The 23,817-nt window shown below is 45.9% G+C and carries 24 protein-coding genes; 12 read left to right on the top strand and 12 right to left on the bottom strand.

The window, feature by feature from the left end; all coding sequences use genetic code 11:
• Window positions 1-8 precede the first annotated feature (8 nt).
• The 3 genes from AC1RJL_RS07020 to AC1RJL_RS07010 all read right to left on the bottom strand — a co-directional run bounded on the left by AC1RJL_RS07020 (window position 9) and on the right by AC1RJL_RS07010 (window position 1,232).
• Window positions 9-404 carry an MAPEG family protein gene (locus AC1RJL_RS07020; RefSeq protein ID WP_492912321.1) on the bottom strand — a complete coding sequence of 132 codons (396 nt, stop codon included), beginning with the start codon at window positions 402-404 and terminating at the stop codon, window positions 9-11.
• 17 nt (window positions 405-421) lie between these two features.
• The gene (locus AC1RJL_RS07015; RefSeq protein ID WP_492912319.1) at window positions 422-799 is read right to left on the bottom strand and encodes a DUF1428 domain-containing protein; all 378 of its coding nucleotides are present in this window, start codon (window positions 797-799) and stop codon (window positions 422-424) included.
• A 166-nt stretch (window positions 800-965) separates the two neighbouring features.
• Window positions 966-1,232 (bottom strand): DksA/TraR family C4-type zinc finger protein, encoded by a 267-nt coding sequence (locus AC1RJL_RS07010; protein ID WP_492912317.1) that lies wholly within the window; start codon window positions 1,230-1,232, stop codon window positions 966-968.
• Between the two features lie 226 nt (window positions 1,233-1,458).
• Here AC1RJL_RS07010 and AC1RJL_RS07005 point away from each other — a divergent pair, with 226 nt between their 5' ends.
• Window positions 1,459-2,601, top strand: a complete 1,143-nt coding sequence (locus AC1RJL_RS07005) for a YihY/virulence factor BrkB family protein (RefSeq protein WP_492912315.1) — start codon at window positions 1,459-1,461, stop codon at window positions 2,599-2,601.
• A 4-nt stretch (window positions 2,602-2,605) separates the two neighbouring features.
• Here AC1RJL_RS07005 and AC1RJL_RS07000 read toward each other — a convergent pair whose 3' ends face one another.
• Complete coding sequence (locus AC1RJL_RS07000) at window positions 2,606-4,726, bottom strand: putative bifunctional diguanylate cyclase/phosphodiesterase (protein ID WP_492912313.1); 2,121 nt, start codon at window positions 4,724-4,726, stop codon at window positions 2,606-2,608.
• A 510-nt stretch (window positions 4,727-5,236) separates the two neighbouring features.
• On the opposite strand from AC1RJL_RS07000, the gene AC1RJL_RS06995 reads away from it, so the two are divergent.
• A complete protein-coding gene (locus tag AC1RJL_RS06995) occupies window positions 5,237-5,839 on the top strand; it encodes a DUF4142 domain-containing protein (protein ID WP_492912311.1) in 603 nt (200 codons plus the stop codon).
• Window positions 5,840-6,137: 298 nt separating this feature from the next.
• On the opposite strand, the gene AC1RJL_RS06990 is transcribed toward AC1RJL_RS06995, so the two are convergent.
• The 7 genes from AC1RJL_RS06990 to AC1RJL_RS06960 all read right to left on the bottom strand — a co-directional run bounded on the left by AC1RJL_RS06990 (window position 6,138) and on the right by AC1RJL_RS06960 (window position 13,093).
• On the bottom strand, window positions 6,138-7,085 hold the full coding sequence (locus AC1RJL_RS06990; protein WP_492912309.1) for a DNA-3-methyladenine glycosylase family protein: 948 nt from the start codon (window positions 7,083-7,085) through the stop codon (window positions 6,138-6,140).
• A gap of 2 nt (window positions 7,086-7,087) precedes the next feature.
• Window positions 7,088-8,053: a bifunctional transcriptional activator/DNA repair enzyme AdaA gene (locus AC1RJL_RS06985; protein ID WP_492912307.1), complete on the bottom strand. Its 966-nt coding sequence runs from the start codon at window positions 8,051-8,053 to the stop codon at window positions 7,088-7,090.
• Window positions 8,054-8,140: 87 nt separating this feature from the next.
• Window positions 8,141-9,679: an apolipoprotein N-acyltransferase gene (gene lnt / locus AC1RJL_RS06980; protein ID WP_492912305.1), complete on the bottom strand. Its 1,539-nt coding sequence runs from the start codon at window positions 9,677-9,679 to the stop codon at window positions 8,141-8,143.
• A gap of 75 nt (window positions 9,680-9,754) precedes the next feature.
• Window positions 9,755-10,630: a CorC family transporter gene (locus AC1RJL_RS06975; RefSeq protein WP_492912303.1), complete on the bottom strand. Its 876-nt coding sequence runs from the start codon at window positions 10,628-10,630 to the stop codon at window positions 9,755-9,757.
• A gap of 21 nt (window positions 10,631-10,651) precedes the next feature.
• The gene (ybeY, locus tag AC1RJL_RS06970; RefSeq protein WP_492912301.1) at window positions 10,652-11,119 is read right to left on the bottom strand and encodes an rRNA maturation RNase YbeY; all 468 of its coding nucleotides are present in this window, start codon (window positions 11,117-11,119) and stop codon (window positions 10,652-10,654) included.
• A 2-nt stretch (window positions 11,120-11,121) separates the two neighbouring features.
• The gene (locus AC1RJL_RS06965) at window positions 11,122-12,189 is read right to left on the bottom strand and encodes a PhoH family protein (protein WP_492912299.1); all 1,068 of its coding nucleotides are present in this window, start codon (window positions 12,187-12,189) and stop codon (window positions 11,122-11,124) included.
• A gap of 229 nt (window positions 12,190-12,418) precedes the next feature.
• Entirely contained in the window at window positions 12,419-13,093 is a 675-nt protein-coding gene (locus tag AC1RJL_RS06960) for a BON domain-containing protein (RefSeq protein ID WP_492912297.1), read from the bottom strand.
• 432 nt (window positions 13,094-13,525) lie between these two features.
• Between AC1RJL_RS06960 and AC1RJL_RS06955 the strand changes: the two genes are divergently transcribed.
• The 10 genes from AC1RJL_RS06955 (at window position 13,526) to AC1RJL_RS06910 (ending at window position 22,230) form a co-directional block, all read left to right on the top strand.
• Window positions 13,526-14,638, top strand: coding sequence for an AI-2E family transporter (locus AC1RJL_RS06955; protein WP_492912295.1), 1,113 nt, complete (start codon window positions 13,526-13,528; stop codon window positions 14,636-14,638).
• A gap of 266 nt (window positions 14,639-14,904) precedes the next feature.
• On the top strand, window positions 14,905-15,066 hold the full coding sequence (locus AC1RJL_RS06950; protein WP_492912293.1) for a DUF1328 domain-containing protein: 162 nt from the start codon (window positions 14,905-14,907) through the stop codon (window positions 15,064-15,066).
• A gap of 74 nt (window positions 15,067-15,140) precedes the next feature.
• On the top strand, window positions 15,141-15,431 hold the full coding sequence (locus AC1RJL_RS06945) for an ElaB/YgaM/YqjD family protein (RefSeq protein WP_492912291.1): 291 nt from the start codon (window positions 15,141-15,143) through the stop codon (window positions 15,429-15,431).
• A 10-nt stretch (window positions 15,432-15,441) separates the two neighbouring features.
• The gene (locus AC1RJL_RS06940; protein WP_492912289.1) at window positions 15,442-15,945 is read left to right on the top strand and encodes a hypothetical protein; all 504 of its coding nucleotides are present in this window, start codon (window positions 15,442-15,444) and stop codon (window positions 15,943-15,945) included.
• Between the two features lie 331 nt (window positions 15,946-16,276).
• Window positions 16,277-17,602, top strand: coding sequence for a sigma-54-dependent transcriptional regulator (locus AC1RJL_RS06935; protein WP_492912287.1), 1,326 nt, complete (start codon window positions 16,277-16,279; stop codon window positions 17,600-17,602).
• Between the two features lie 9 nt (window positions 17,603-17,611).
• Window positions 17,612-17,836, top strand: a complete 225-nt coding sequence (locus tag AC1RJL_RS06930; protein WP_492912285.1) for a histidine kinase dimerization/phospho-acceptor domain-containing protein — start codon at window positions 17,612-17,614, stop codon at window positions 17,834-17,836.
• Window positions 17,833-19,362, top strand: a complete 1,530-nt coding sequence (locus AC1RJL_RS06925; RefSeq protein WP_492912283.1) for a sensor histidine kinase — start codon at window positions 17,833-17,835, stop codon at window positions 19,360-19,362. The genes AC1RJL_RS06930 and AC1RJL_RS06925 overlap by 4 nt, the downstream gene beginning before the upstream one ends.
• 42 nt (window positions 19,363-19,404) lie before the next feature.
• Window positions 19,405-19,848 (top strand): response regulator, encoded by a 444-nt coding sequence (locus tag AC1RJL_RS06920; protein ID WP_492912281.1) that lies wholly within the window; start codon window positions 19,405-19,407, stop codon window positions 19,846-19,848.
• 57 nt (window positions 19,849-19,905) lie between these two features.
• The gene (locus AC1RJL_RS06915; protein WP_492912279.1) at window positions 19,906-21,834 is read left to right on the top strand and encodes a response regulator; all 1,929 of its coding nucleotides are present in this window, start codon (window positions 19,906-19,908) and stop codon (window positions 21,832-21,834) included.
• Between the two features lie 189 nt (window positions 21,835-22,023).
• Complete coding sequence (locus tag AC1RJL_RS06910; protein ID WP_492912277.1) at window positions 22,024-22,230, top strand: hypothetical protein; 207 nt, start codon at window positions 22,024-22,026, stop codon at window positions 22,228-22,230.
• Between the two features lie 76 nt (window positions 22,231-22,306).
• On the opposite strand, the gene miaB is transcribed toward AC1RJL_RS06910, so the two are convergent.
• Window positions 22,307-23,683, bottom strand: coding sequence for a tRNA (N6-isopentenyl adenosine(37)-C2)-methylthiotransferase MiaB (gene miaB, locus AC1RJL_RS06905; protein ID WP_492912275.1), 1,377 nt, complete (start codon window positions 23,681-23,683; stop codon window positions 22,307-22,309).
• Window positions 23,684-23,817: the final 134 nt, after the last annotated feature.

Here is a 23,817-nt window from a genome sequence, read left to right as displayed (position 1 = left end):
GTGATCGGTTAAAGATAACTTATCGCCATATAGAAAAGATAAAAGCAGGGCGCAATAGCGATAGCAAAGGAGAGTGTTCTTAACTTATCCAGATTAATGAGATAAAAAACGGCATGGAACAGACGGGCTACCAGGACAATTATTGCAGCTAACGCTAACTGTTCGACAATGACTCCTGATGCCACTACGGCCAGTAGGGCCGCGCTATAAATTGCCAGCGCTTCCCAGGAATTTTGTTGTGCCGCCACCGCCCGTGCACCCGCGCCTTGAAGCTGGGTATATTGTTCACGGGGTTTCTGGTTATCGACTTTACCAAGCTGCTTCTGTCGATAAAATCCTGATATGCAGGCCATTAAATATGGCATCAGGCATAGGCAAAGAAGGACAAAAATGGCTGTTTGCATTGGTACGCCCCTGGAAATTATTCATCCACCATCATTTCAAAACCGCCGAAAATCATGCGCTTCCCGTCAAATGGCATATCGCTGGATTGCATACGCGGATCATCCATCGACTTTTCCATACCTTGGTCACGCACTTCCTGATTTGGCCAAATGATCCAGGAGAATACTACAGTCTCATTAGGTTCTAATTTAACAGCCATTGGAAATGAGGTGTGTTTACCCTCCGGAACATCATGTCCCCAGCACTCAACTACCCTGAGTGCACCACATTCTTTAAATACGGCGGCTGCATCTAAGGCAAACTTTTTATATTCCTCTTTTTTGTCGCTCGGCACGGCAACTACAAAGCCATCAACATAATTCATAGCATCAATCCTCACAATTTTTTCTATCATGGATCTTTCATAACGTAGAATTTTTATAGCACAGTCCACTTTCACATTAAGTGCGCTAAACAACTAATAAATCTAAATTAGTATTTTTTGGGGATGAATAGCTATGAGTATTGATGAAGCGGAATGAAAAGCTGAAAGATATCTCAGGCCGTTGAAGAGTTTGTGGTTAACGCAATTGGCTATCTTTACTACCACGACGATTGATGGGGGCTTGAATGGTGTCGTCGGCATCGTGAATTTCCTGACACTTTACACAGAGGCGAACACCAGGAATTATTTTTTGGCGAGCCACAGGAATTGCAGTGCCACATTCTTCGCAATGAGTAAGGCTCTCTCCGCCAGGTAAACGACTGCGCGCCTGTTTAACAGCATCTTCAATGCTGGCATCTATCTGATCTTGAACAGCGCCATCTCGCGCCCAACCATTGGCCATTTCTTATTCCTCTACTCTAATAATGGAATATAATGCGGAATCATAAATTTTTGTCCACTTGCCGCTCCGAAAGTTCAGGGCTATTACAATACTCTCCTGTTATTCAAGCAATTTTCCTATCAATACTTCATGACATCACAGTGTGCAAGCGCACATACATAAGGTTCTGGAAGGGAAACAATAAATGGTATGTTCTACACCATCCTTATTGTAAAAGGATCTAAAAATGATGCTGTTTGACCAGCTCAAAGATGTGGCGTTTATTTTTCGTGATACATTCAATCAATGGTTAGAGCGAGAGCCGTTCAGGAATGCTGCGGTCATCGCTTTTTATACAATCTTTTCACTGCCGGGATTATTGGTCATTATTATTAACCTGGCTGGTTATTTCTATGGTGAGGAAGCTGTAACTCGCCGTATAAGTTCAGAAATCCAAGGGATGATTGGTGGGAATACTGCAAAGGATATTGAAGCAATTATAGCAAATGCAAGTATTCACCAAGATTTTACCTTTGCCTCTTTAGTGGGCGTTGGGACATTGATTTTCGGTGCGACAGGTGTGTTTTATCAGTTGCAGCAGACGCTCAATCTGATTTGGGAAGTAAAGCCAGAGCCAGACCGCAAGATATTAAAAATGGTGTTGGACAGGCTATTTTCGTTCGGACTGATTCTTGCCGTGGGATTTTTATTGTTAGTATCGCTGATACTTTCGGCAGTGCTCACAGTCCTAAGTGATTGGGTCGCTTTTTATTTTTCTGAAACATTCAATATCGTTTTCCGCTTTCTGGATTTAACACTGTCACTTGCGGTAGTTACCTTTTTATTTGCCGCTATTTTCAAATTTCTTCCGGATGCAAAAGTGCCGTGGCGCGATGTATGGACTGGGGCCTTGGTTACTGCACTATTGTTTGTGCTCGCTAAATTTGGTTTGGGGTTGTATTTCGGTCACAGTAATCCGGCTTCTGCCTACGGTGCGGCAGGCACAGTCATTTTAATTATGCTATGGGTTTCCTACGCGGGTTTAATTTTGTTATTCGGCGCTGAATTTACACGCATTTATTCCGATCGACATGGCGGGCGGGTTAAACCTTTGGATTTTGCAGTATCTACCTGCGCTTCAATTCCGGAAGAGCCTTCAACTATGAAATCAGAAAAAAATACATCGACCAGCGAAATCATTAATAGCGATGCAGCATCCGCAAATCATGATTCGCCGGCAACAGATCTCATTTATCCCGTGAATAAAGATATGATTTTAGAAAGCAAGGCAAGCGAAGCAGCAAGCCCTGCAAACATGTCAATTAGCGGGGAAGAAGATCCCGGTGTTGGCCTGGAATTTTTGGTCACCAGTAATAAACAGGAAAAATAATAATTTATCGCCTTCCCGATGCAACCTCTTTAGCGCCGCCCGCGATTCCCAGCATCAATTCAAATTGCGGCGCTGACATGGGTTTGCCAAATAGATAGCCTTGTCCTTCATCGCAATTCTCCTGCCGTAGATATTTATATTCAGCCTCTGTTTCAATACCTTCTGCAATGCTCGCCAAATCAAAATTGCGGGCCATATCAAGGATTGCGCGCACGACAGAAGCATCGCGTTTGGAGGTCAAAATGCCGCGCACAAATGATTGATCAATTTTAATGCGCGACAGTGGGTAGGATTTTAATAAACTGAGTGATGCATAACCGGTACCGAAATCATCGAATGCAATACCTACGCCGTGATCATGCAATCGCTGCAAAATATCCAGCACTATATCGTCATTATCGAGCACAATATTTTCGGTAACTTCAAGCTCCAATGCTGCTGGTGGTAATCCATGGCGTTCGAGTGTTTCAATTACTTCAGCTGCCAAATCGCCCACACGAAATTGCGCACTGCATAAATTAACGCCGATGCGAAATTCGGGAACACCATTGCGTCGCCAATAAGCGGCTTGCGAGCATGCTTCATTGATAATCCAGGTACCTACAGTTGCTGCTAATGGTCCGCCTTCAAGGGCTGGCAGAAAAGCAGCGGGCGATAAAATACCGCGTTCGGGATGGTGCCAACGAATCAATGCTTCGGCGCCGATAATTGAACCATCGGCCATATTGATTTGAGGCTGATAAAACAACATGAATTCGCCTTTATCGACGGCGCGATGTAATTCCAATCCGTAAAGCCGGCGCGCCATGGCTTCCATTCGCAACGGCGGGACAAACAGGAATAAGCGGCCGCGCCCGATGCTTTTGGCTTTGAACAAGGCCAAATCTGCATCGCTCACCAATTCCAATGCTTCTTGCGCTTGGGTGGGTGCCAATGCCACACCGCAACTTGCTGCGACGCGCACCTCATGACCGTCCACTGTAATCGGTTGTGCAATTGCGGTGATCATTACGCTGGCAATCTGCATAGCGGTATTGGATTCGGTAACATCTGCCAACATGATGGCGAACTCGTCGCCGCCGATACGCGCAACTACATCATCGGCACTCGCGAGTTTTAGCAAACGGTGGGCAACTTCGCGCAAGATGGAATCGCCAAGTGTATGACCAAGGGTATCGTTAATGTCTTTGAAGCCATCCAGGTCGATCATCAACACTGCAGCAGGGGCGGGACTGGTAAGAACTTCTTCCACACTCCGATAAAATTTCCCGCGATTGGCAAGGCCGGTAAGTCCATCAATATTGGCTTGCTGGCGCAGCTCTTCCTCTTCGCGCTGCTGCAACGTCAGGTCTTTTAAAACAGCTTCGAATTGCATATGGCCTGCGACGCGCCAGCCAAAAAGTGCAAAGCCAAAGCGAAACTCACTGCCGTTCTTGCGTAGCCCATTCATTTCAAGGGGTATAACTGTTTTGTCGAGCGAACCGGTGGCAATAGCGTGGTCAATCAGCTGGCGAAAACCAACCCGCTCCCGCTCGGGAAGCAATAAATCAACGTGAAGGGCTAATTTATCGAGGGGGTCATAACCATGGATATCCGCAGCGGCTTTATTCCATTCCACAATTTGCAGGTGTTCATCGAACCAGATGACTGGCGTAGGAGAGCTGCCCGCATACTCCTGAAATGGAGGTCTGGTTCGTTCTGCTGATACTTCAATGCGCCGCAATTCCAGGCGATCGGACGCCATCTTTGCTAATTCTTGCAGGCGTTGGCGATCTTCCTGCGAGAAATCCAAATGGGGACGATCATCAATGATACAAAGTGCACCCAATGCCAGCCCTTCGGGGGTGAATAAAGGAACTCCAGCGTAAAAGCGGAGATGGGTATCACCTGTTACCAGTGGATTATCGTGGAAGCGTTCATCCAGGCTTGCATCGGGTACAACCATCACATCTGCTTGGGTAATGGCATGAGCACAAAATGAAACATCGCGGCTCATATCCACTTCGCCCACACCTACACTGGCGGCAAAAAAAACATGATCACTACCAATCATATTTACTGCGGACACCGGCATATCAAACATACGCGACGCAATATGTACTACCGGGTCCAAGCTCTTAAGCATTTGCTCGTCATCAAGCCCATAATCAGCTAGCGCCTTTAGCCGTTTTGATTCATTTGGAAATATCGCCGGGCACTTCATCTACGCGTCCTCATATTTGTTTTTTCCTGATAAAACATCGTAACTGTTTGAGTATAGGAAAATAAAAAAATGCCGGTTTAGTATGTAGCTATAGATGCCATAATTTTTCAGTGTCCTAAATACTGCTATTTAAAGTGCTATGCCATTACAGATCATTACCAGCGCAATTTTGCAGACCGATTCCGATAATACAAAATAATTGTATAAACCACTTTCAGCGATGGTGGCACTGTTAATAAAAAGTTAATATAAAAAATGCATTTAATTACCTTTCTGCTATTTATGATAATTAACGGAATTTTATTTGCGTTTAAATCCTCCCGCACGGTTTTTTAACCTGCATATTAACTATTTTCCAAACTGGATGAAGTTTTGCTTGTCACTGAATAAGGAGCGCTTTAAATAATCATTATTCACAGGCGAGGTACATATATGAAAGCTACCGACGTACTATTGGTCAGTGCTGCATTTGCGGCGGGATATGCGCTAACCGGAGCGAGAGAAAAACAGCCTTTCGACTTGGCAGAATTTATTGAAGAAGCGGTTGCAAAAGGTATTGCCGAGGTTGAAACCGCAAAACTTGCTTTGCAAAAAACCGACTCGACCGATATTAAAATCTTTGCGCAATTAATGATTGATGATCATATCGCGCTCAACCAGGAATTGTTGGCGATAGCAAGGCGAAAAAATCTGAATGTTCCTGATGAGGCCCAACTAATGGAATCTGCCAGGCAGCATCTTTTACCCCTTGAAGATGAGAGCGTGTTTGATAAAGATTATGTCAGTCACCAGTTGCAGTTTCATAAAGACACAATCGATCATTTTCGTACCGCTGCACGCTCAAATGATCAGGAAGTAAGGCAATTTCTATTTTTTATCTTGGACAAACTCAATCATCATTTACGCATGGCGCAAGCACTGGAGACTAAATTCCATAGCAATGTAATCCCCACTAGCACTGATGAAAAAGCTATGAGTGATAGTGCCAAATTTGTTGAAGAGCCAAATTATACTGTGGAATCCATAAAGCATTGATTCATAGGTAACGGTGATTTTTACTGGCTTTGTGAAATACGGCGTGACTCAATAAGATGAAAAATAGCTATCCCCTATGCGTTTACTGGCAGGTTTTGTTGTGGTAATTACGATGTTGTTCTTGCCCAACCTGGTAAAAAAATCAGAGGATGCATTTGTCGCTTCGCCAATATGGGCAGACAATAATTTGATCGCATTGACAGCCACTGGTGAGCTATTGGTCTGCGGTTTAAAAAACCAGGCTAAATAAACCTGTTTTTCATTCCCGGATAATGTTCAGGAATAAAGCTGTTTACCGTTAAAAGCCTTCCGGTTTTTGCATTGCCCACAAATGCGCAGCAACCAGCGCGCGCCAAGGGGAAAATCCCGCGAGCCAATCTTGTGTTGCTGCTTCGTTAAATTTATCGGGTGTGTTTAGCAGCCACTGTAAATTGCGCCTGACCGCTACATCGCCATGTAATGAACCGTCGAGCCAGCCGAATCCGCGCAGCAACGTGTAATTAACTGTCCAGGGACCAATGCCCCGTAGGCGGATAAGTGCATCGTAAATATCTTGTGTTGCTAATGTGTTGCCTTGCCAATAATCATTCAGCCAGTTATCGAGGGGGAGCTCGCCGCTATCGATAATCTGGCTCAGTTCTATCATTGTGCGGGCTTTGGTTTTTGAAAAACCCAGTGGGCGCAGATCATTTTCTGTTAATGCCGCAACTTGCGTCGCACTGGGGTAACACCAAATGCCGGATGAATGCCGTAGGCCTGCGTGCTGGATAAATTTCCGCCGCACAGATACTGCGGCACTTACGCTGATTTGTTGACCGATAATTGCCCAGGTCAAGGCTTCAAATGTGGTTGCCGCCTGTGGGACTCGCAGGCCGGATTGCCGGATGATCAATTGCCCCAGTTCGGGGTGGGCTGCGACAAACTTTTCAAAGTCGCTAACCGTCTGGTTCAAGCCGAGCATATGTTGCGCATGCTGTTGCATACGGGATTGGATTTTTTCTACATCCAGTTTTTTCCGGCCGGAATCGATATGGAGTTTTACATCGACTTGTTTTTTATTAGTAAAGCTAAACGCAATACAAGCAGGCATCGCTTGCCAGATGATTCCTTTTTGCAATTGTTTTTGCAATTGCTTGTCCGTAACCGCTTCTGCGAGCATTTGCGCATCGCGCTGGTGAAATGCTAAAAAGTCAGTAAGACGGAAATTGCGTGGTAATGAAATACTGGTTTCGATAATAGTCGGCATATTTATGGCTTGGTTAATTCCGCTTCCTGTTGTAACAATTTTTGTTTGCGTTCAACCCCCCAACGGTAACCGGATAAGTTCCCGTCATTACGCACTATACGGTGGCAGGGAATAATCACGGCAATTGCATTGGCCGCGCAGGCTCCGGCAACGGCGCGCACTGCTTTAGGTGAGCCAATCGCCTCTGCAATCTCGCGATAACTACGCGTCTCACCCGCGGGAATTTTTTGCAGTGCTTGCCAAACCCGCTGTTGAAATAATGTACCGCGTATATCCAGCGGCAAGCTCAGTGCAAGTTGTGGCTGTTCGATAACATCGATGATTTTTTTTACGTTATTTTGGAATTCGCCATCACCCGCAACAATGGTGGCCTTGGGGAAACGCTGCTGTAAATCGTCGATTAAAGGTTGCTGCGCATCGTCCAACAACAACGCGCAAATTCCTTTTTCACTTTGTGCGATCAAAACATGTCCCAGCGAACATTTATCCAGTGCATACGAGATTACCATGGCAGATTGTTTCCGAATGTTGGAGGAAGTACGTTGTGCCTCATATTGCTGGCGATGGGCTTTTGCATAGGCTTTGGGTGTTAAACCGGTGGCTGCTTTAAACAAGCGCTGCAAATGATAACTGCTGATGCCGGAATATTCGGCCAGCTCCGCAAGGCTGGGCTCTCGCTCTACATTTTCAATAAACCGGCACAGGTCAGTGATTCTTTGGGTCTGTAATGTGTCGCTGCTTAAATATTGCGGATGACAACGTTTGCACGCGCGAAAGCTCGCCGCTTCTGCTTGGGTGTGATGGTCAAAGAAACGTACATTATCAGGATTGGGACGGCGCGAAGGGCAGCCGGGGCGACAGTAAATTCCGGTGGTGATAACGGCGTAGACGAATTGCCCGTCAGCGCTGGCATCGCCTAACAGGAGCCAGCGTGGGTCAGTAAGTATGTCGGCGTTTGTCATGGTCATAGCAATAAACAGGTGAAGATGTTGGGTTTACTCTAACGATAAACCCGCAACACTACATCCCCAATATTGCTATTACATTCAAAATAATTATTGCCCGGGGCGCTTAAGTAATTGTGGCAGGGCGAGGCCCAGCAATAACAAGGCCGCGAATACTGCCAGTGGGCCACTGCCATACAGCATAAAGGGCGTCCACTCTTTTACGGCGTGAATTACACCGGTGAAGGTTTGCGCTTTGAATGAATCGCTGCGGCTGAGGATTTTGCCATGGTTATCGATAATAGCACTGGGGCCATTGTTGGTGCTGTAGACCAGATAGCGGCCGGTTTCGAGCGCGCGCATCTGCGCCATTTGCAGAAATTGTTTTGACTGGATGGAATCGAGGAACCAGCCGAGGTTGTTCACACTCAACAATACCTGGGTTTCTTTTGCGGCTTGTGCGATTAAATCCGGATATACAATTTCATAGCAAATCGCAGGTGTGATGCGCACGCCTTTGGCAATCAGACCATGCTGGTCTTGCGGTCCCAAATGAATAAACGATGTCGGCAAATTAAAAAACTCAATTAAACCGCGCAACTGATCTTCTAATGGTACGTATTCCCCGAACGGCACTAATCGGCGTTTGTGATAAAAACCGTAGCCTTGGCCGAGTCCGGCGATAGAATTGTAATATTTTTGTTGAGCGCGATCTTCGTAAATCACACCGGTAAATAAGGCGGCGTCGTTTTCGCTGGCTTTGGTATTCATCTCTTCCAAAAAGGGCAAAGCATCGTGATAAGTCAGCGATGTGGGAATGGCTGCTTCCGGCCAGACTACCCAATCGTTGCTCCACAAATCAGTACTCAAATCGCGCAATTGATCCAGTGCAGCGAGAGTGCTGTTGTGGTTAAAACTGAGCTTGGTGCTCTGGTCGATATTGGGTTGCACCATACCGATTTTGATTGGTGCTGTGTCTGGTTCTGCCCAGGTAATATTTTTAAAGCCGGCGCCTGCAATCCAAAAAGCTGCGCAGCAAACACTGGCCACAATCAGGAATGATTTTTTTGCCGGTGTGGATTTTATTCGCCATATCCATTCGGCAAAGACAGCGGCAGTGAGGACAAGAATAAAACTAATCCCCATCACGCCTGTCACTGGTGCCCAACCAGCAAGCGGAGTATTCAAATGCGCATAACCTAAAAATAACCAGGGAAATCCGGTTAACAACCAGGTGCGTATCCATTCGCCCAGTAACCAGCAGGCGGGTAGAGCAATAAGTAAGCCGAGTGAATGGCGGTTGAACCAGCGCGCAACAATATAAAAAGGCGCGGTAAAAACAGCGGCCATAAAACAGGCAAATACAAAAACCAGAAAGCCCGCAAGTACGGGTGATGCGCCGCCAAAATTATGGATACTGACGTAAATCCAATGAATACCGGCGCCGTAAAACCCTACGCCAAACGCAAAGCTGCGCCACAGGATTGTTTTGAGTGATTGCTCTTTCAACAAGAGCGAAAATGCGATCAAGCTGATAATTGTAATCGGCCAGATATTGAATGGCGCAAAGCTCAAAGTGATTAATGCACCGCTGATGAGTGCGATTAACCATGCAATCGGTTGGGAAAGATTCAAAATTTTATCGGGCATGGAGTTTGTCTTATGTGTCCGGTTAAAAAAATCCCGCCGATTGGCGGGATTAATATCAAATGCATTTGTTACAGGTTATTCAGCTAATATCGTCAGGCGCAGTAGATGAATTTGGCGATTATCGGCGTAGAGCACACGGAATTGCATGTTGTCCATTTGCACCACCTCATTGCGTTTGGGCAGATGACCAAATTCCTTCATAAGTATACCCCCGATAGTATCGAAATCTTCATCGCTGAATTCTTTATTAAAAAATTCGTTAAAGTCTTCGATAGGCGTTAAGGCTTTGATGATGTAATCATTTTCGCTGACACGTTTGATAAAATCGGTTGCTTCTTCTTGTTCGTCAGTTTCGTCTTCAATTTCACCGACGATTTCTTCCAAAATATCTTCAATAGTGAGTAAGCCGGTAATACCACCGTACTCGTCCATTACCAGCGCCATGTGATAGCGGTTTTCGCGGAACTCGCGCAGTAATACGTTAACGCGTTTGCTTTCCGGAATAATAGTGGCGGGGCGCAAAATAGTTTCAAGATTGAAATTGTCCGTGCCTTTCAGTGCAAGCGGTAACAAGTCTTTCGCCAGCAGAATGCCTTTGATGTCATCGATATTTTCGCCGATGACCGGAAAACGCGAGTGACCGGATTCTATCAGCTGTGGCAAATATTCTTGCGGGGAATCTTCAAGGCGGATCGCCACTATGTGGGAGCGCGGCACCATGATTTCACGTGCTTGCAGGGAGGATACATCCAGAGCACCTTCGATAATGCTTAAGGCTTCCTGATCCAGCAACTGGTTATCAGCCGCATCTTTAATAATTTCCAACAGTTCATCGCGGGATTTTGGTTCCGCACTGAACGCATGGAGTAATTTATCGAGCCACGATCGTTCATGTTTCTCAGGGCGCTCGTGCTTTTCGGTAGTTGTGCTACTCGGATGGTCGTCCGACATGATGTAATTTCCCAAGGTCTTTTATTCTTCAGTGATTTCTTGATAAGGGGCAGGATATCCTAAACCGGTTACGATTTGGGTTTCCAGGGTTTCCATGGTGTCTGCTTCATCATCTTCAATGTGGTCAAAACCGACCAGGTGCAAAGTGCCATGTATCAGCATATGCGCCCAATGCGCTTGCAGGGTTTTGCCTTGCTCTTGTGCCTCGCGCTCCACCACGGGGGCGCAAACCACCAGGTCGCCAAGCAATGGTATGCCGACTTCTTCGGCAATATCGGCGGGGAAGGAGAGCACGTTGGTCGGATAGTCTTTGCCGCGGTACTGCGCGTTTAACTCCTGACTTTCTTCCTCGTCGACGATATACACACTGACTTCGGCGTCTTCAAATTCCTGGCTTTGCAGCGCGGCACTGATCCAGCCTTCCAGCTCGGCCAAGGCGGGAATCTGCTGGCTTTGGCTATTGCTGTCGATATCGATCCGATAGGCCATGATTACTGGTCTTGCTTCGGCTGCTGCTGTTCAAAGGCTTCGTAGGCTTCCACGATGCGTTGGACAATAGGGTGGCGAACAACGTCTTTGGATGTGAAGTTGGTAAAGCTGATGCCGTTGACGTTATCTAATACTTCAATTGCGTGACGCAGGCCAGAAGCCATACCGCGTGGCAAATCGATTTGGGTCGGGTCGCCAGTAATCACCGCAGTGGTTCCAAAACCGATGCGGGTCAGGAACATTTTCATCTGCTCACGGGTGGTGTTTTGGCTTTCATCGAGAATAACAAAGGAATTGTTAAGCGTACGGCCGCGCATAAACGCGAGAGGCGCAACCTCGATAACACCACGCTCCATTAATTTACCGACGGTATCGAAACCCAGCATCTCAAATAGGGCGTCATAGAGCGGGCGCAAATAGGGGTCTACTTTCTGGGCAAGATCACCGGGCAGGAAGCCAAGCTTCTCTCCCGCTTCAACCGCCGGACGTACCAGCAGGATACGTTCGATGTCGTTCTTCAATAATGCTTCTACCGCGCAGGCGACGGCCAGATAGGTTTTACCCGTACCGGCCGGGCCAATACCAAAGTTGATATCGTGCTTTTGTACTGCGCGCACATAACGTTGCTGGTTTAAACCCCGTGGTTTGATCGTGCATTTCTTGGTGCGGATCAGGGTAATGCCGCCTTCATCAACACTGTTGTCAACTGTAGCAGCCGCAGGCAAATCACCAGCCAGCGCTTGGGTTTCAACATTATCCAATTGTTCCATAAGCTGTTCGATACCAGAAGTTTGCAGTGCTAAATGCACTTCGTCGGGAGTGAGTTCGGTTTTTTCGGTCGTTAGATAAAGTTTGCGTAGCAGTTCGGCACCAGCGCGGATTTTTGAAGTGGGACCGGTAAGTTCAAACTCGCTACCACGATTGCGGATTTCTATTTCGAGGCGTTCTTCAATCTGGCGCAAATGCTGGCCGAGAAGACCGCAGAGACTGGCAAGGCGACGACTATCACTGGGTTCCAGCGTTAACGACTGGGTGGCGATTTCCGGAGGGGTTATAACCTGGGTGTTCAAAGTAATTAGTAAGCTCTTTTTACGAAGGAAAAGTAAGACTAAACCATTCAGCGAGAGGGATAAAGCCTAAATTGCAGATGAATTTAACCTGAATAACCACGCTACTTTGTGATGTTTTCTAGATAGTCCGGCTAAGCTGTTGTATTTACTATCGTTTTGGTTTTCAACGTGGTGATGGATAACAAGGGATGAAAATTACCCCTTGTGCCTTAAATACCAAGCATTTGCGCTATGACTTTACTTGCAAATTGTTAACGACAGCTTTTACATCATTATGTTTAGCGGCGATTGCTTGCGCCAAGGCCTTTTGTTCTGCAGTATCTACTTTACCTGATAAGGTAACCTGGCCGTTAAGGGTATCAACGGCAATGTCCAGGCCTTTTATGTTTTTGGAAGCAAGCAGTTCGGTTTTGATGGCGGCAGTGGTGGTCGCATCGTCAACATATTGAACGAAACTGCGTTTTTGTGGCGTCGCAGTATTGGCTGCTGGAGTGGGTTTTTGCACCACTTTCAGATTGTTGGCTACGGTATCAATGCCCTCCACGCCCAGCGCAATATTGCCCGCGAGTTCCTTATCGATATCAGAGTAAACCACACCTTCCAGCGTGGCTATGTTGTTGTCTACGTTGATGTCGATGTCATAAGGACTGAGATATTTATTTAGGTTGATTGCCGTTCCCAATTTGCTTTCAATCCAGCCATCTTTAAATGCTGCTTTACTGTCTTTCCAGGTTTGTTTGCTATCTTGTTTAAAATCAGCCCAAAACTCTTCCGAAGATTTTTTCTCCGCATAGGTTGCGGTGGCAGAAGTTGTGTTGCTAGCGTCTGCTGAAGCGGTCATTGAGGCGGTCAACGCAAGCACAGTGAATGGAATTGAAATTAGTTTCAGGGATAACGTCTTCATAGTGCTCTCCTTCTGGTTGGTCTTTTAGCCCGCTGCATCTATTGCGGACAGCAATTTCTTAACAACCCTATTTTAATAACATTAATGCTTAAAAATAGATTTTCTAAAAGCGCTCGCTACTTACTGTCAGATACATACTAAATGTATAACTGATCCCATTGATATCGTGCGGATTTCATGCCAGTCAGCGAAAAACCGCAGTAAGTCGCTTTACTATTGGCTGCTTCAGATTTCTTATCCGTAAATCATTTTTATTGCGATAAAAATAAAACCACGTTGCTTGAAATAACTACAAAAGTTGTAAATTTTTAGATGAGCAGGGTGTAAATAGGGCGATTTACCTGCTGTTCCATAGTGATTTTCATAAGAAATAGCAGCTGGTATGAATATGGCAGGAAGTGGGTAATCAAATACAGGTTACAAGGATTAAAAATGAATAGCCCATTAATTATCCGTACAATAACTGACCGAAAGGAAAGTACTATCGCATTGGCATTAAATATTCTGGTGATAATTGCTGTGCTCTACACAATGTACTTTTGTCGCACTTTATTGCTGCCTGTGTTTGTAGCTGCATTTATTGCATTATTCTCAAGTCCGTTAGTGCGGTATATCGCACGTTGCGGTGTGCCGCAGCCGGTTGCAGCAGCATTTGTAGTTGCATTTTTAATTTTTGCACTCGGCTCTTCTTTTGTCTTATTAGTGGAGCCTGCTGCACAATGGCTCGATAGTTTGCCTGCTCTGGGCGATAAGCTTACAGTGCAAATGAATGTCTTGTCCGATAGGTTTAATATGCTGCGCTCGCAAATGATTAGTGATGCGGATGGACAAAATAATGCGGTTGCCAGCGCATTGGAAACAGTATTTTTCTCGGCATTTTCGGTGGTTGCAGGTACTACGGCGATGTTTTTAGTGCAGGTTTTCGCTGTATTTGTTATCACCTATTTTTTTCTGGTTTACGGCGATAATTTGATGCGAAATTTTGTACGTACCCAGTCATCATTTTCAGAAAAAAAGAAGGCCGTTATTATCTTTCAGGCAGTGCGCGATGATATATCCCGCTACGTATTATTGATGTTTATTATCAATATAGGATTAGGGGGCGCGACATTTTGTGCGATGGCCGCACTTGGGGTAGAGGATCCATTGTTGTGGGGCGTACTGGCAGCTATTTTGAACTTTGCTCCCTATGTTGGTCCCTTGGTGCTAACAATTATTCTCACCGGGGTCGGCTTGGTCGAATTCGAATCCCTGGCGCAAGCATTGATGATCCCAGGTGCATTTTTGGTGTTGAATTTTATTGAGTCACAGTTTGTAACGCCGCAGTTATTAGGACAACGCTTTAACTTAAATCCGCTATTAGTGGTGCTCTGGATGTTCGCATGGGGTTGGGTGTGGGGCGTAATTGGATTACTGATTGCGATCCCGTTGCTTGTCTGTTTTAAAATACTCTCATCACAACTGGATTTGATTGGTGGCTGGATCAATATTCTCGACGGCGATACTACGACTAGCAAAATTGATAATACTAAATCGGGGGTGTAAGGATTTCCCTCTTTTGCAATCTTTGCAAATTTCCCTCTGTTTTATTTTCTCCATTCACATCATTAGTCGTATGACTTGGGAAATATCAAGGTCTTTTACGGCTTAATTTCCTCCAGATTAACGTTCTTTGAGGATATTGATCCGATTTGATAAGGCTTTTCGGTTGTTTCATTGATTAACAGAATAAATTGAAAGTTGGCATGTTCATTGAGTGTATTTAATTGAAAAAGCAGTTAATTGATCAAGCAATTAAGAAGGAGAATCCTATGCTCTATTATTCCCTGGTATTTTTTGTCGTTGCCATTATTGCCGGTCTTCTGGGTTTTGGTGGCATTGCCGGTGCAGCATCAGGTATAGCGCAAATTTTGTTCTTTGTGTTTATCGTGCTGTTTGTCTTGTCGCTTATCTTTGGCAGACGTCGTCTATAGTATTCAGGTGGTCGCAGTTTTTACTGATGCGTTGTTAATTTGGAAATTTTATTCAATAAACGAGAGGAAACATCATGGCTACTCAAACTTCAGTGAACAATGAAAACGGTAAGGTTGACGATATTACAATGGCTGAGGCAATTGCCCAGTTCAAGGAAGCAACTTCCAGTATTTATGATGCTGTAGGTTCAATTGGATCGGCGACCGCGGCTAACGCCAAAGTACGTTTGAACGAAGGCAAAGCTCGTGCAATTGAACTGGAAGAGCAGGCGGAGGAAGCAGTTCGCGCCCGTCCGCTGGCAACAGTGGGTATTGCGTTTGCGGCTGGTTGGTTGGTGTCTTATTTATTGCATCGTCGCCCATAGGCGCTTGACCATGAATATCGATAACTCTACCAAGGCTCCTCCTGAAGCTACCCGGCTTCAGGAGGATATATTTGAGAGTAGTCCTTCGGCTAATAACTCAGCGCAAGGTAAAAGCCCGAGCTGGTCAGACGATATGCAGGAGACCCTTAAACTTGGTGATCAGTTTGTCACCTTTTTAGGGGGTATTATTGATTTGGCACGTATGGAAGCGTTGTTGGCGATCCGTACTTTCCCCAAAGTGTTGATGCTCTGGTTATTGATAATGCCAGTCATATTGCTGACATGGGTTTCTTTCTCGGTGTTGGCTGGTTGGGGTGTATATGCGCTAACCGGAGAGCTTGGTTGGGGTATCTTTACGGTTTTTTTCCAGCAGCTTTTGCTCTTGCTGGTCTGTCGTTGGTTGTTTATAAAATACCGCGTGCTAATGACCTTGCCACATACACGCGTGCAAATTGATAATTTTGTACGGAGCGTACAACATGGATTTAGCCACCAGAGTGAAACTAAAGAATAGCGAGTTGTTGGTGCAAGGTGTCGCTCTGCAACAACAGCTAGGGGCGCGGGTAGAAGTGCCGGGTGTAAGATCGTTTCTGGTTACATTTGTCGTTGCTCCCTTCCTTATTGGCGCGGCCATTCGGCTTTTGCCGGGAGATGCGGGAGTAACGGCGCGATATCTTGTTCGTATAATTTTTCCGGAGCTCCGGCTTTGGGCATTATTTTAAGTTAACCCCCCCCAATTAGTGAAATCTATCGCTAAGTTCTTTATAGATGCTGCTTTCTGCTCTCCGACTGATGCTAGAATGAGGCTCGATATTAGCTAGCTCTCACGCATGAGGATTTGGATTGTGGCTGAAGTCTTATTAGTTGATGACGATAAGCGGTTTTTGGAAGCGACTGTACAATTATTAGGGTTATTGGGTCACCGCGTAACTGCCGCTGATTCGGTAGCTGAAGCACGTGAATTGGTGAGTAAAAACCAATACACTCATATGATTCTTGATTTGATTATGCCTGATGGCAGTGGTTTACATCTCCTTGAGGCTTTACCTCCGAAAAGCAACACAAAAATTACGCTTATCACCGGGCACCCCTCGATTAAATCCATTGTTAAGAATTTATACGGCTCGAATATTAGTTACCTCATCAAGCCGATTGATTTACAACAATTGGAATCCTTATTTGAAGATAAAAAATCACTCGCCGCAGAGCAATCCTCTTCAGTCAAATTGCATTTTAACAATTTGGTCGGTGAATCCGAACCTATGCAACGCGTTTATGAAATGATTGAGCGTGTCGCGACGACCAAAGCGAATGTTATGCTCATGGGTGAAAGCGGCGTTGGTAAAGAGATGGCCGCCGCTGCCATTCACTATGCCAGCCAGGTTGAAGGTGATTTTGTTGCAGCCAACTGTGGTGCTTTTTCGCGTGAATTGATTAATAGCGAATTATTCGGGCATGAGAAGGGCGCATTTACCGGGGCGACTTATCGTAAAGCCGGTGTTTTTGAGCAGGCAAATAAAGGCACGCTGTTTCTTGATGAAATTACCGAAATGCCAATCGATCTGCAAACCAATTTATTGCGTGTGCTCGAGACACAAAAAATTACCCGTTTGGGTGCGACCAGCAGTGTTGATATAGAGGGGCGTGTGGTGTCCGCAACCAACCGCACGGAGCAGGATCTTGCACAGCAAGGTTGTCTGCGTGAGGATTTGTATTTTCGCCTGGCGGTATTCCCCATTCATATTCCACCGCTGCGTACACGTAAAAGCGATATTCCATTGTTAGTCCAACACTTTTTAAGTGGGTTTAACCTGGAGTATGGCGGCGATATTGATGTTAGTGAAGCAACTCTGCAACGTTTAATGGAATACGATTGGCCGGGTAATGTGCGCGAATTGCGTCATGTTATCCATCGCGCTTACATTATGGCTGACCAGGATCAAAACTTGTTGGTACTGCCGGAGAAACTGTCATCGCCTTTCTCTAAAGTGACACCACAAGCATCGGCTGGTATTCGCGTCGGCAAAACGGTTGAAGAGGTTGAGCGCGAGCTGATTGCTTCGACGCTTGAACACTTTGGTGGCGATAAACGACAGACTGCCGAGATGCTCGGGATCAGTTTAAAAACTCTTTACAACCGTCTGAATAGCTACGGCGATGTTGAAATATAGGATCTGGAAATGGATGGTGAAAAAAATCGGTTTGTACATGATTTGCGCAACCCGCTCAATACAATTTCAATCAATGCAGAATTAGGAAAGCTCACACTGGAGCGCACAGGTGATGTACGTAAAGCGATTGCTGTGTTTGAAACGATTCTCGCAGAATGTCGCCAATGCAGTACTATTTTGGACAGCTTGAAAAACACACGCTTTGTTCGTACAGATGAGGACAATGATCAGTGAGCGATGCTCCACCCGCCCATGATAATACGCTGGATAAGTTTAGTATCAATAAACTCCCGAATTATGTATGGGTGATGGTGTTGGCTGCTGCCATTACTTTTTTTGCAGTGAGTGCTGTTCTTGCTTATCGTTCAATTAATGTCATTACTGCAAATAACATCAGTATTAACAACACACTGCAAGCGATTAATTTCATCAAGGATTTGAATCGGGAACTGGCAGCGGCAGAGTCCAGTCAAAGGGGATACCTGTTAACGGAAGATCCCGAGTATCTGCAACCCTACCATCAGACTCTCGCTGTAGTGGATGATTTGCTTAATAAACTTGAGGATGCCACTGCCTATTCTCCCCGGCAAAAAGATCGATTTAAATTGCTTCATTCATATGTCACCAGAAAAATTGGTGAAATGCAGCGTATAGTTGCGTTAACCAACAGGGAAGAAGTGCGCGCAGCAATTCGTCAAATCAAAACAGACGAAGGCTTGGAGTTAATGCGGTCTATTTCCCAACTTATAGAGGAGATGGAGGGCGATGAATTCATATTATTAGAAAGTAATAAAAAGGTTGCTGCAGAAAATCGCAGTTTTATTCTTATTGCCTTTTTATTTGCTAACGGCGTAGGCCTTTTTCTATCACTGGGTGTTTTTTTTATTTGGTATCGCAATTCCACGCGCTTTGCAGATCTTAATACGGCACTCTCCCAGGCTAATGCAGAGTTAGAAGAGAAGGTCGGCGTGCGTACCCAGGCATTGCTGCAATATTCGGAGGAGTTGCAGCGCAGTAATCGGGAATTGGAAGAGTTTGCGTTTGTCGCATCCCACGACTTGCAGGAGCCTTTGCGCAAAATCCGCGCCTTTGGAGATCGGTTGCAGCAAAAATGTGGTAATGAGCTTGGGGAGGCGGGTACAGGTTATGTAACGCGAATGCAGGCCGCATCAGAGCGAATGTCTATCCTGATTGATGATTTATTAAGCTTTTCCCGTGTGACCACGAAACAACGGCCGTTTGTTAGTGTCGATTTAAATGTAGTGATGCACCGTGTTCTGGATGATTTGGATTTTGCTATTGAAGAACAAAATGCCCAGGTTCATATCGATCCTCTGCCGGTGATTGATGCAGATGCATCGCAAATAGCCCAGGTTTTCATGAATCTGATTGTGAACAGTTTAAAATTTCATCAGAAAGATGATCGTCCCAGAGTGACCGTCACTTGTGAGACCAATGTGGCGTCGCCGTTTGATGATGATGAGCGGATCTGGTGTTGTTTGCGGTTTGCTGATCAGGGAATCGGATTTGAGACACAGTACGCTGAACGGGTTTTCAGCTTATTCCAACGGTTGCATGGACGCGACGAATATTCCGGAACTGGTATAGGTTTGGCATTGTGTCGCAAAATTGTTGAGCGGCACGGTGGTATGATTACGGCCCAAAGCGAACCTGGTGCTGGAGCGGTTTTCACGATTTATCTTCCCATGGCTCAAGCGGTAATTGAACCTCTGACCAACCTTCTGGCGGATGCTCCATAGCAAGATGATGTCGTTACACCGGCACATTCTAAGGATGTAGTTATGAATCTTCCCAATAAGACCCTCATTATCCTCATGGCTGATGACGACGCAGATGATCGTCTTTTAGCGCAAGAGGCTATGCATGAAAGCCGCGTTGTAAACGATCTATACTTTGTTGAAGATGGGGTGCAATTATTAAGCTATTTGCGTGGTGATGGTCATTTCCATGACCGTACGCTTTACCCCATGCCCGGGTTGATCTTGCTCGATTTGAATATGCCGAAAATGGACGGGCGTGAAGCGCTTGCGCAGCTTAAAGCTGATCCGAGGCTGCGACGTATTCCGGTGGTTATCCTGACCACATCCAAAGCAGAAGAAGACAAAATGAAAGGTTACGATTTGGGGGCAGCGTCCTACATAACGAAACCCGTCACTTTCGATGCGTTGGTTGAGTTGATGCGAACCCTGGGCAAGTATTGGGTGCAGTTTGTAGAGTTACCATAATGTGTAGTTACCTTAGCTTGTAGAGTTACCCTAAACGTTAGGCAGGCGCTTTATCACATGCATAATGTAAAGTTGTTGATTATTGATGATGACGAGGAAGATTTTTTTCTCGTCCAGGATTTACTGGCGGATATCAGCCAAACCTGCATTTTGGATTGGGCTTCGACCTATGAGGCTGGTCAACAACTATTGCGGGAAGATAGACACGACCTGTGTTTGATGGATTACAGGCTCGGTGCGCATGATGGTATCGAATTATTAAAGTTTGCACATGAAGTCGGTTTTTCCGGGCCGGTTATTTTACTCACCGGTATGCACCAAATTGAAGTTGACCGACAGGCACTGCATGCCGGTGCGGTTGATTATCTTGTCAAATCCAAATTGAGTGCAGAACAACTTGCGCGCTCTATACGCTACGCACTTGCGCGGCGCGAAGTGGAGCGCGAGCGTGTTGAACGTTTGAAGGCGGAGGCAGAGAATCGCTCCAAGAGCGAATTCCTCGCCCATTTGAGCCATGAGTTGCGTACACCGCTATCCGCGATTTTGGGTTTTACTGAATTATTATTGAATAAAAATAACGATCCCGAAAATTCGGCCCATTTGCGCATTGTTCATCGCAACGGCAAACATTTATTGGGTTTGCTGAACGATATCCTCGATCTCTCCAAAATCGAAGCGGGAAAATTGGAATTGGAGAAACAAGCCATTTCATTGTCCGAGTTTCTCACCGATATTTATTTTTTAATGCAGGGCGCTGCGCTGGATAAAAACCTGCAATTGAATGTGGAGGCTCCCCAGCCGCTCCCCATTACTCTGTTCACTGATCCTATGCGTTTGCGGCAGATTTTGTTAAACCTGATGGGGAATGCAATCAAGTTTACCAATCAGGGTGACGTCACGTTAAAGATCGATTGGGTCAATGAAGATCAGCGCGAAAAAATTCGCTTTAGCGTAAAAGATACGGGTATTGGCATCTGCAGCGAAACCTTGCAGGTTATTTTTGAGCCTTTTGTCCAATCCAAAAATGCGCAGGTACATCCCCGTGCCGGTACTGGTTTGGGGCTCACCATTAGTAAAGAATTAGTGGAACGTTTGGGTGGCAACATCCAGGTGAGTAGTGAAGAAGGCAAGGGCAGCGAATTTACATTTACGATGGATGTTGAAGATTTTGAGCGCACCGATACAGAAATGTTGCGTTTGAATTTTGCTTCAGGTCCGAAAATGGCAGTTGAAGTTCCACATCTTTCCGGACGTGTATTGGTGGTGGATGACCTACGCGATATTCGCCTGTTGATTGGCCATTTTGTTCAGCTCACGGGTATCGATGTTATCTATGCAAAAGACGGTGCCGATGCAATACGCATAGTCAATGCGGATAAAGATCTGGGCAAAATATTCGATGTGATATTGATGGATATTCATATGCCGGTAATGGATGGGCATGAGGCAGCGCGGCAATTGCGAGCGCAAGGTGTTACCCAGCCGCTTGTCGCATTGACCGCAGCGCATATGAAAGGCGATATGGATCGCTGCTTTGAATCAGGTTTTACCGCGTATTTGGGTAAACCGCTTGATCAAGCGCGGCTTTACGAATGCCTTGCGCGCTTTTTACCGACGACTTCGGGTACTCCGCCCTTATCGGCGAAGGTAAAGACATTGATCGTTGTAGAGGACGATGCAGATGCATTAGCTGCTATGGAAGGTCTGTTGACCTTATTAGGTTGGCAGGTCATCGGGGCACAAAATGCTGCTGCTGCTTTGCGTGGCATAAGAGAACACAACCCGCATACTGTGCTAATTGATTTGAATTTGCCTGATATGAACGGTTATGTGTGTGCCGCGCAGATTCATGAGTCCTACCCCGATGTGCGGATTATCATCGCCAGCGGTGAAGACGTTGATCGGCAGCGTGCAGCCGATGCCGGCGTAACGGCCAGTTTGCTTAAGCCGGTTTCGCTTGCGCAATTGGAATCGGTCCTGCAATAGACTGATTCTTCCAACCAGTCTTGCAATTTAATGGCAAAAAGATGTGTAAATTCTGCAAAATACATCCCGTATTTTAGTTTTCCTCCTTCCACTTTCACTCGCGCGCCACGTAAATGCTGCTTTACGCGAAATTGGCACGTTATCCGCTATATAGTTCATGCCGATATGAAAATAGATAAGGAGTTAAAGATGGACTTGATGAAACGTTTATTTCTTATGGTATTTTTAGTTTTACCTCTGGCTGCCTGTGATTCCAATGATGGTCCTGCCGAGAAGGTTGGCAAAAATGTGGATGAAGCTACGGATAAGGCTCGCGATACTTTGGATGATGCTGCGGACGAACTTAAGGATGGGGTTGAGGATGCTTGTGAAAAAGTGTCTGATAAGAACTGCTAGTTTTTAATAACTCGGTTCAAGGAAATAGAAAATCCCGCGTTGTGAACTGCAGCGTGGGATTTTTTTTGCCCATTATTTATTTAATCCAATCAGCATCTAACTCGGAGCTTAATAACGTTCCGCGCAAGGAATTGGTGAGCGCTTCTTCAATTAGTATATCGGCGAACTTGCCAATTAAATCGGCATTATCAGAGCGAAAATTCACTACGCGATTGTTCTCGGTACGACCGCAGAGTTGACCCGGATCTTTTTTGGAATAACCAGTCACCAGAATACGTTCGGTATTGCCCACCATCCGCCGACTGATTGCCAGTGCTTGTTGGGTCAAACGGTCTTGCAAAATAGCGAGGCGATGTTTTTTCACTTCTTCCGGTGTGTCATCCGGAAAATCTGCCGCCGGTGTGCCGGGGCGTGCGCTGTAAATAAAACTATATGACGTATCAAAATCCATATCCTGGATCAGTTTTATCGTTGCTTCAAAATCGGCATCGGTTTCGCCGGGGAAGCCGATAATAAAATCGGACGAGAAGCTGATATTCGGACGATTCTTTTTAATACGACGAAGCTTGGATTTGTATTCCAGTGCCGTATGGCCGCGCTTCATCGCCATCAGAATACGATCCGAACCACTTTGTACCGGCAAGTGCAAATGACTCACCAATTCAGGTACCTGGTTGTAGACCTCAATCAACGCATCAGTAAATTCAACTGGATGCGAGGTAGTGAAGCGAATGCGGTCGATACCATCAATCGCCGCTATATAAGTAATCAGTTCAGCCAAATCAATCACGGTGCCGTCAGCCGCATCGCCGCGATAGGCATTCACGTTTTGCCCAAGTAGATTCACTTCGCGCACACCTTGTCCTGCGAGGTGGATAATTTCAGCCATAACATCGTCAACCGGACGACTGACTTCTTCGCCGCGAGTATAGGGCACCACGCAGAAAGTACAGTATTTGGAACAGCCCTCCATAATCGACACAAACGCGCTGACGCCATCGGCATCCGGCTGCGGCAGGCGATCGAACTTTTCAATCTCGGGAAAGCTGATATCCACAACGACAACGCCATTATTCTTTTTGGTTTCCATCATTTCCGGCAGGCGATGCAAGGTTTGCGGGCCAAAAATCAGATCGACATAGGGCGCGCGCTTGGCGATAGCTGCACCTTCCTGGCTGGCGACACAACCGCCTACGCCGATAACCAGATCCGGGTTCTTCTTCTTGAGTTTTTTCCAGCGGCCTAATTCATGGAACAGGCGCTCTTGCGCTTTCTCACGGATGGAACAGGTGTTGATAAGGATGACATCGGCATCTTCCGGATCTTCCGTCGGCACCATATTATGCGATTCACCCAGCAAATCCTTCATGCGCGATGAATCATACTCATTCATCTGGCAGCCATGGGTTTTGATATAGAGCTTTTTAATAGGCGCTTCTGTGGTGGTGGACATCGAACTACTACCTGCTTGGAATGACGCTAACAAATGCGCGTGCTTGCTAAACGGTTGATAAAGCTGTTGATCGAAAAACGCGCAGAAAAAGAAGGCGCGCATTATAGCTATCTTATGGTGCAAAGCCTATAGAA

The sequence above is a fragment of the Cellvibrio sp. GW822-FHT04B05 genome (genome assembly GCF_058800985.1).
The sequence above is the reverse complement of the archived record's forward strand: the minus strand, read 5'-3'. Positions and strand labels throughout refer to the sequence as shown.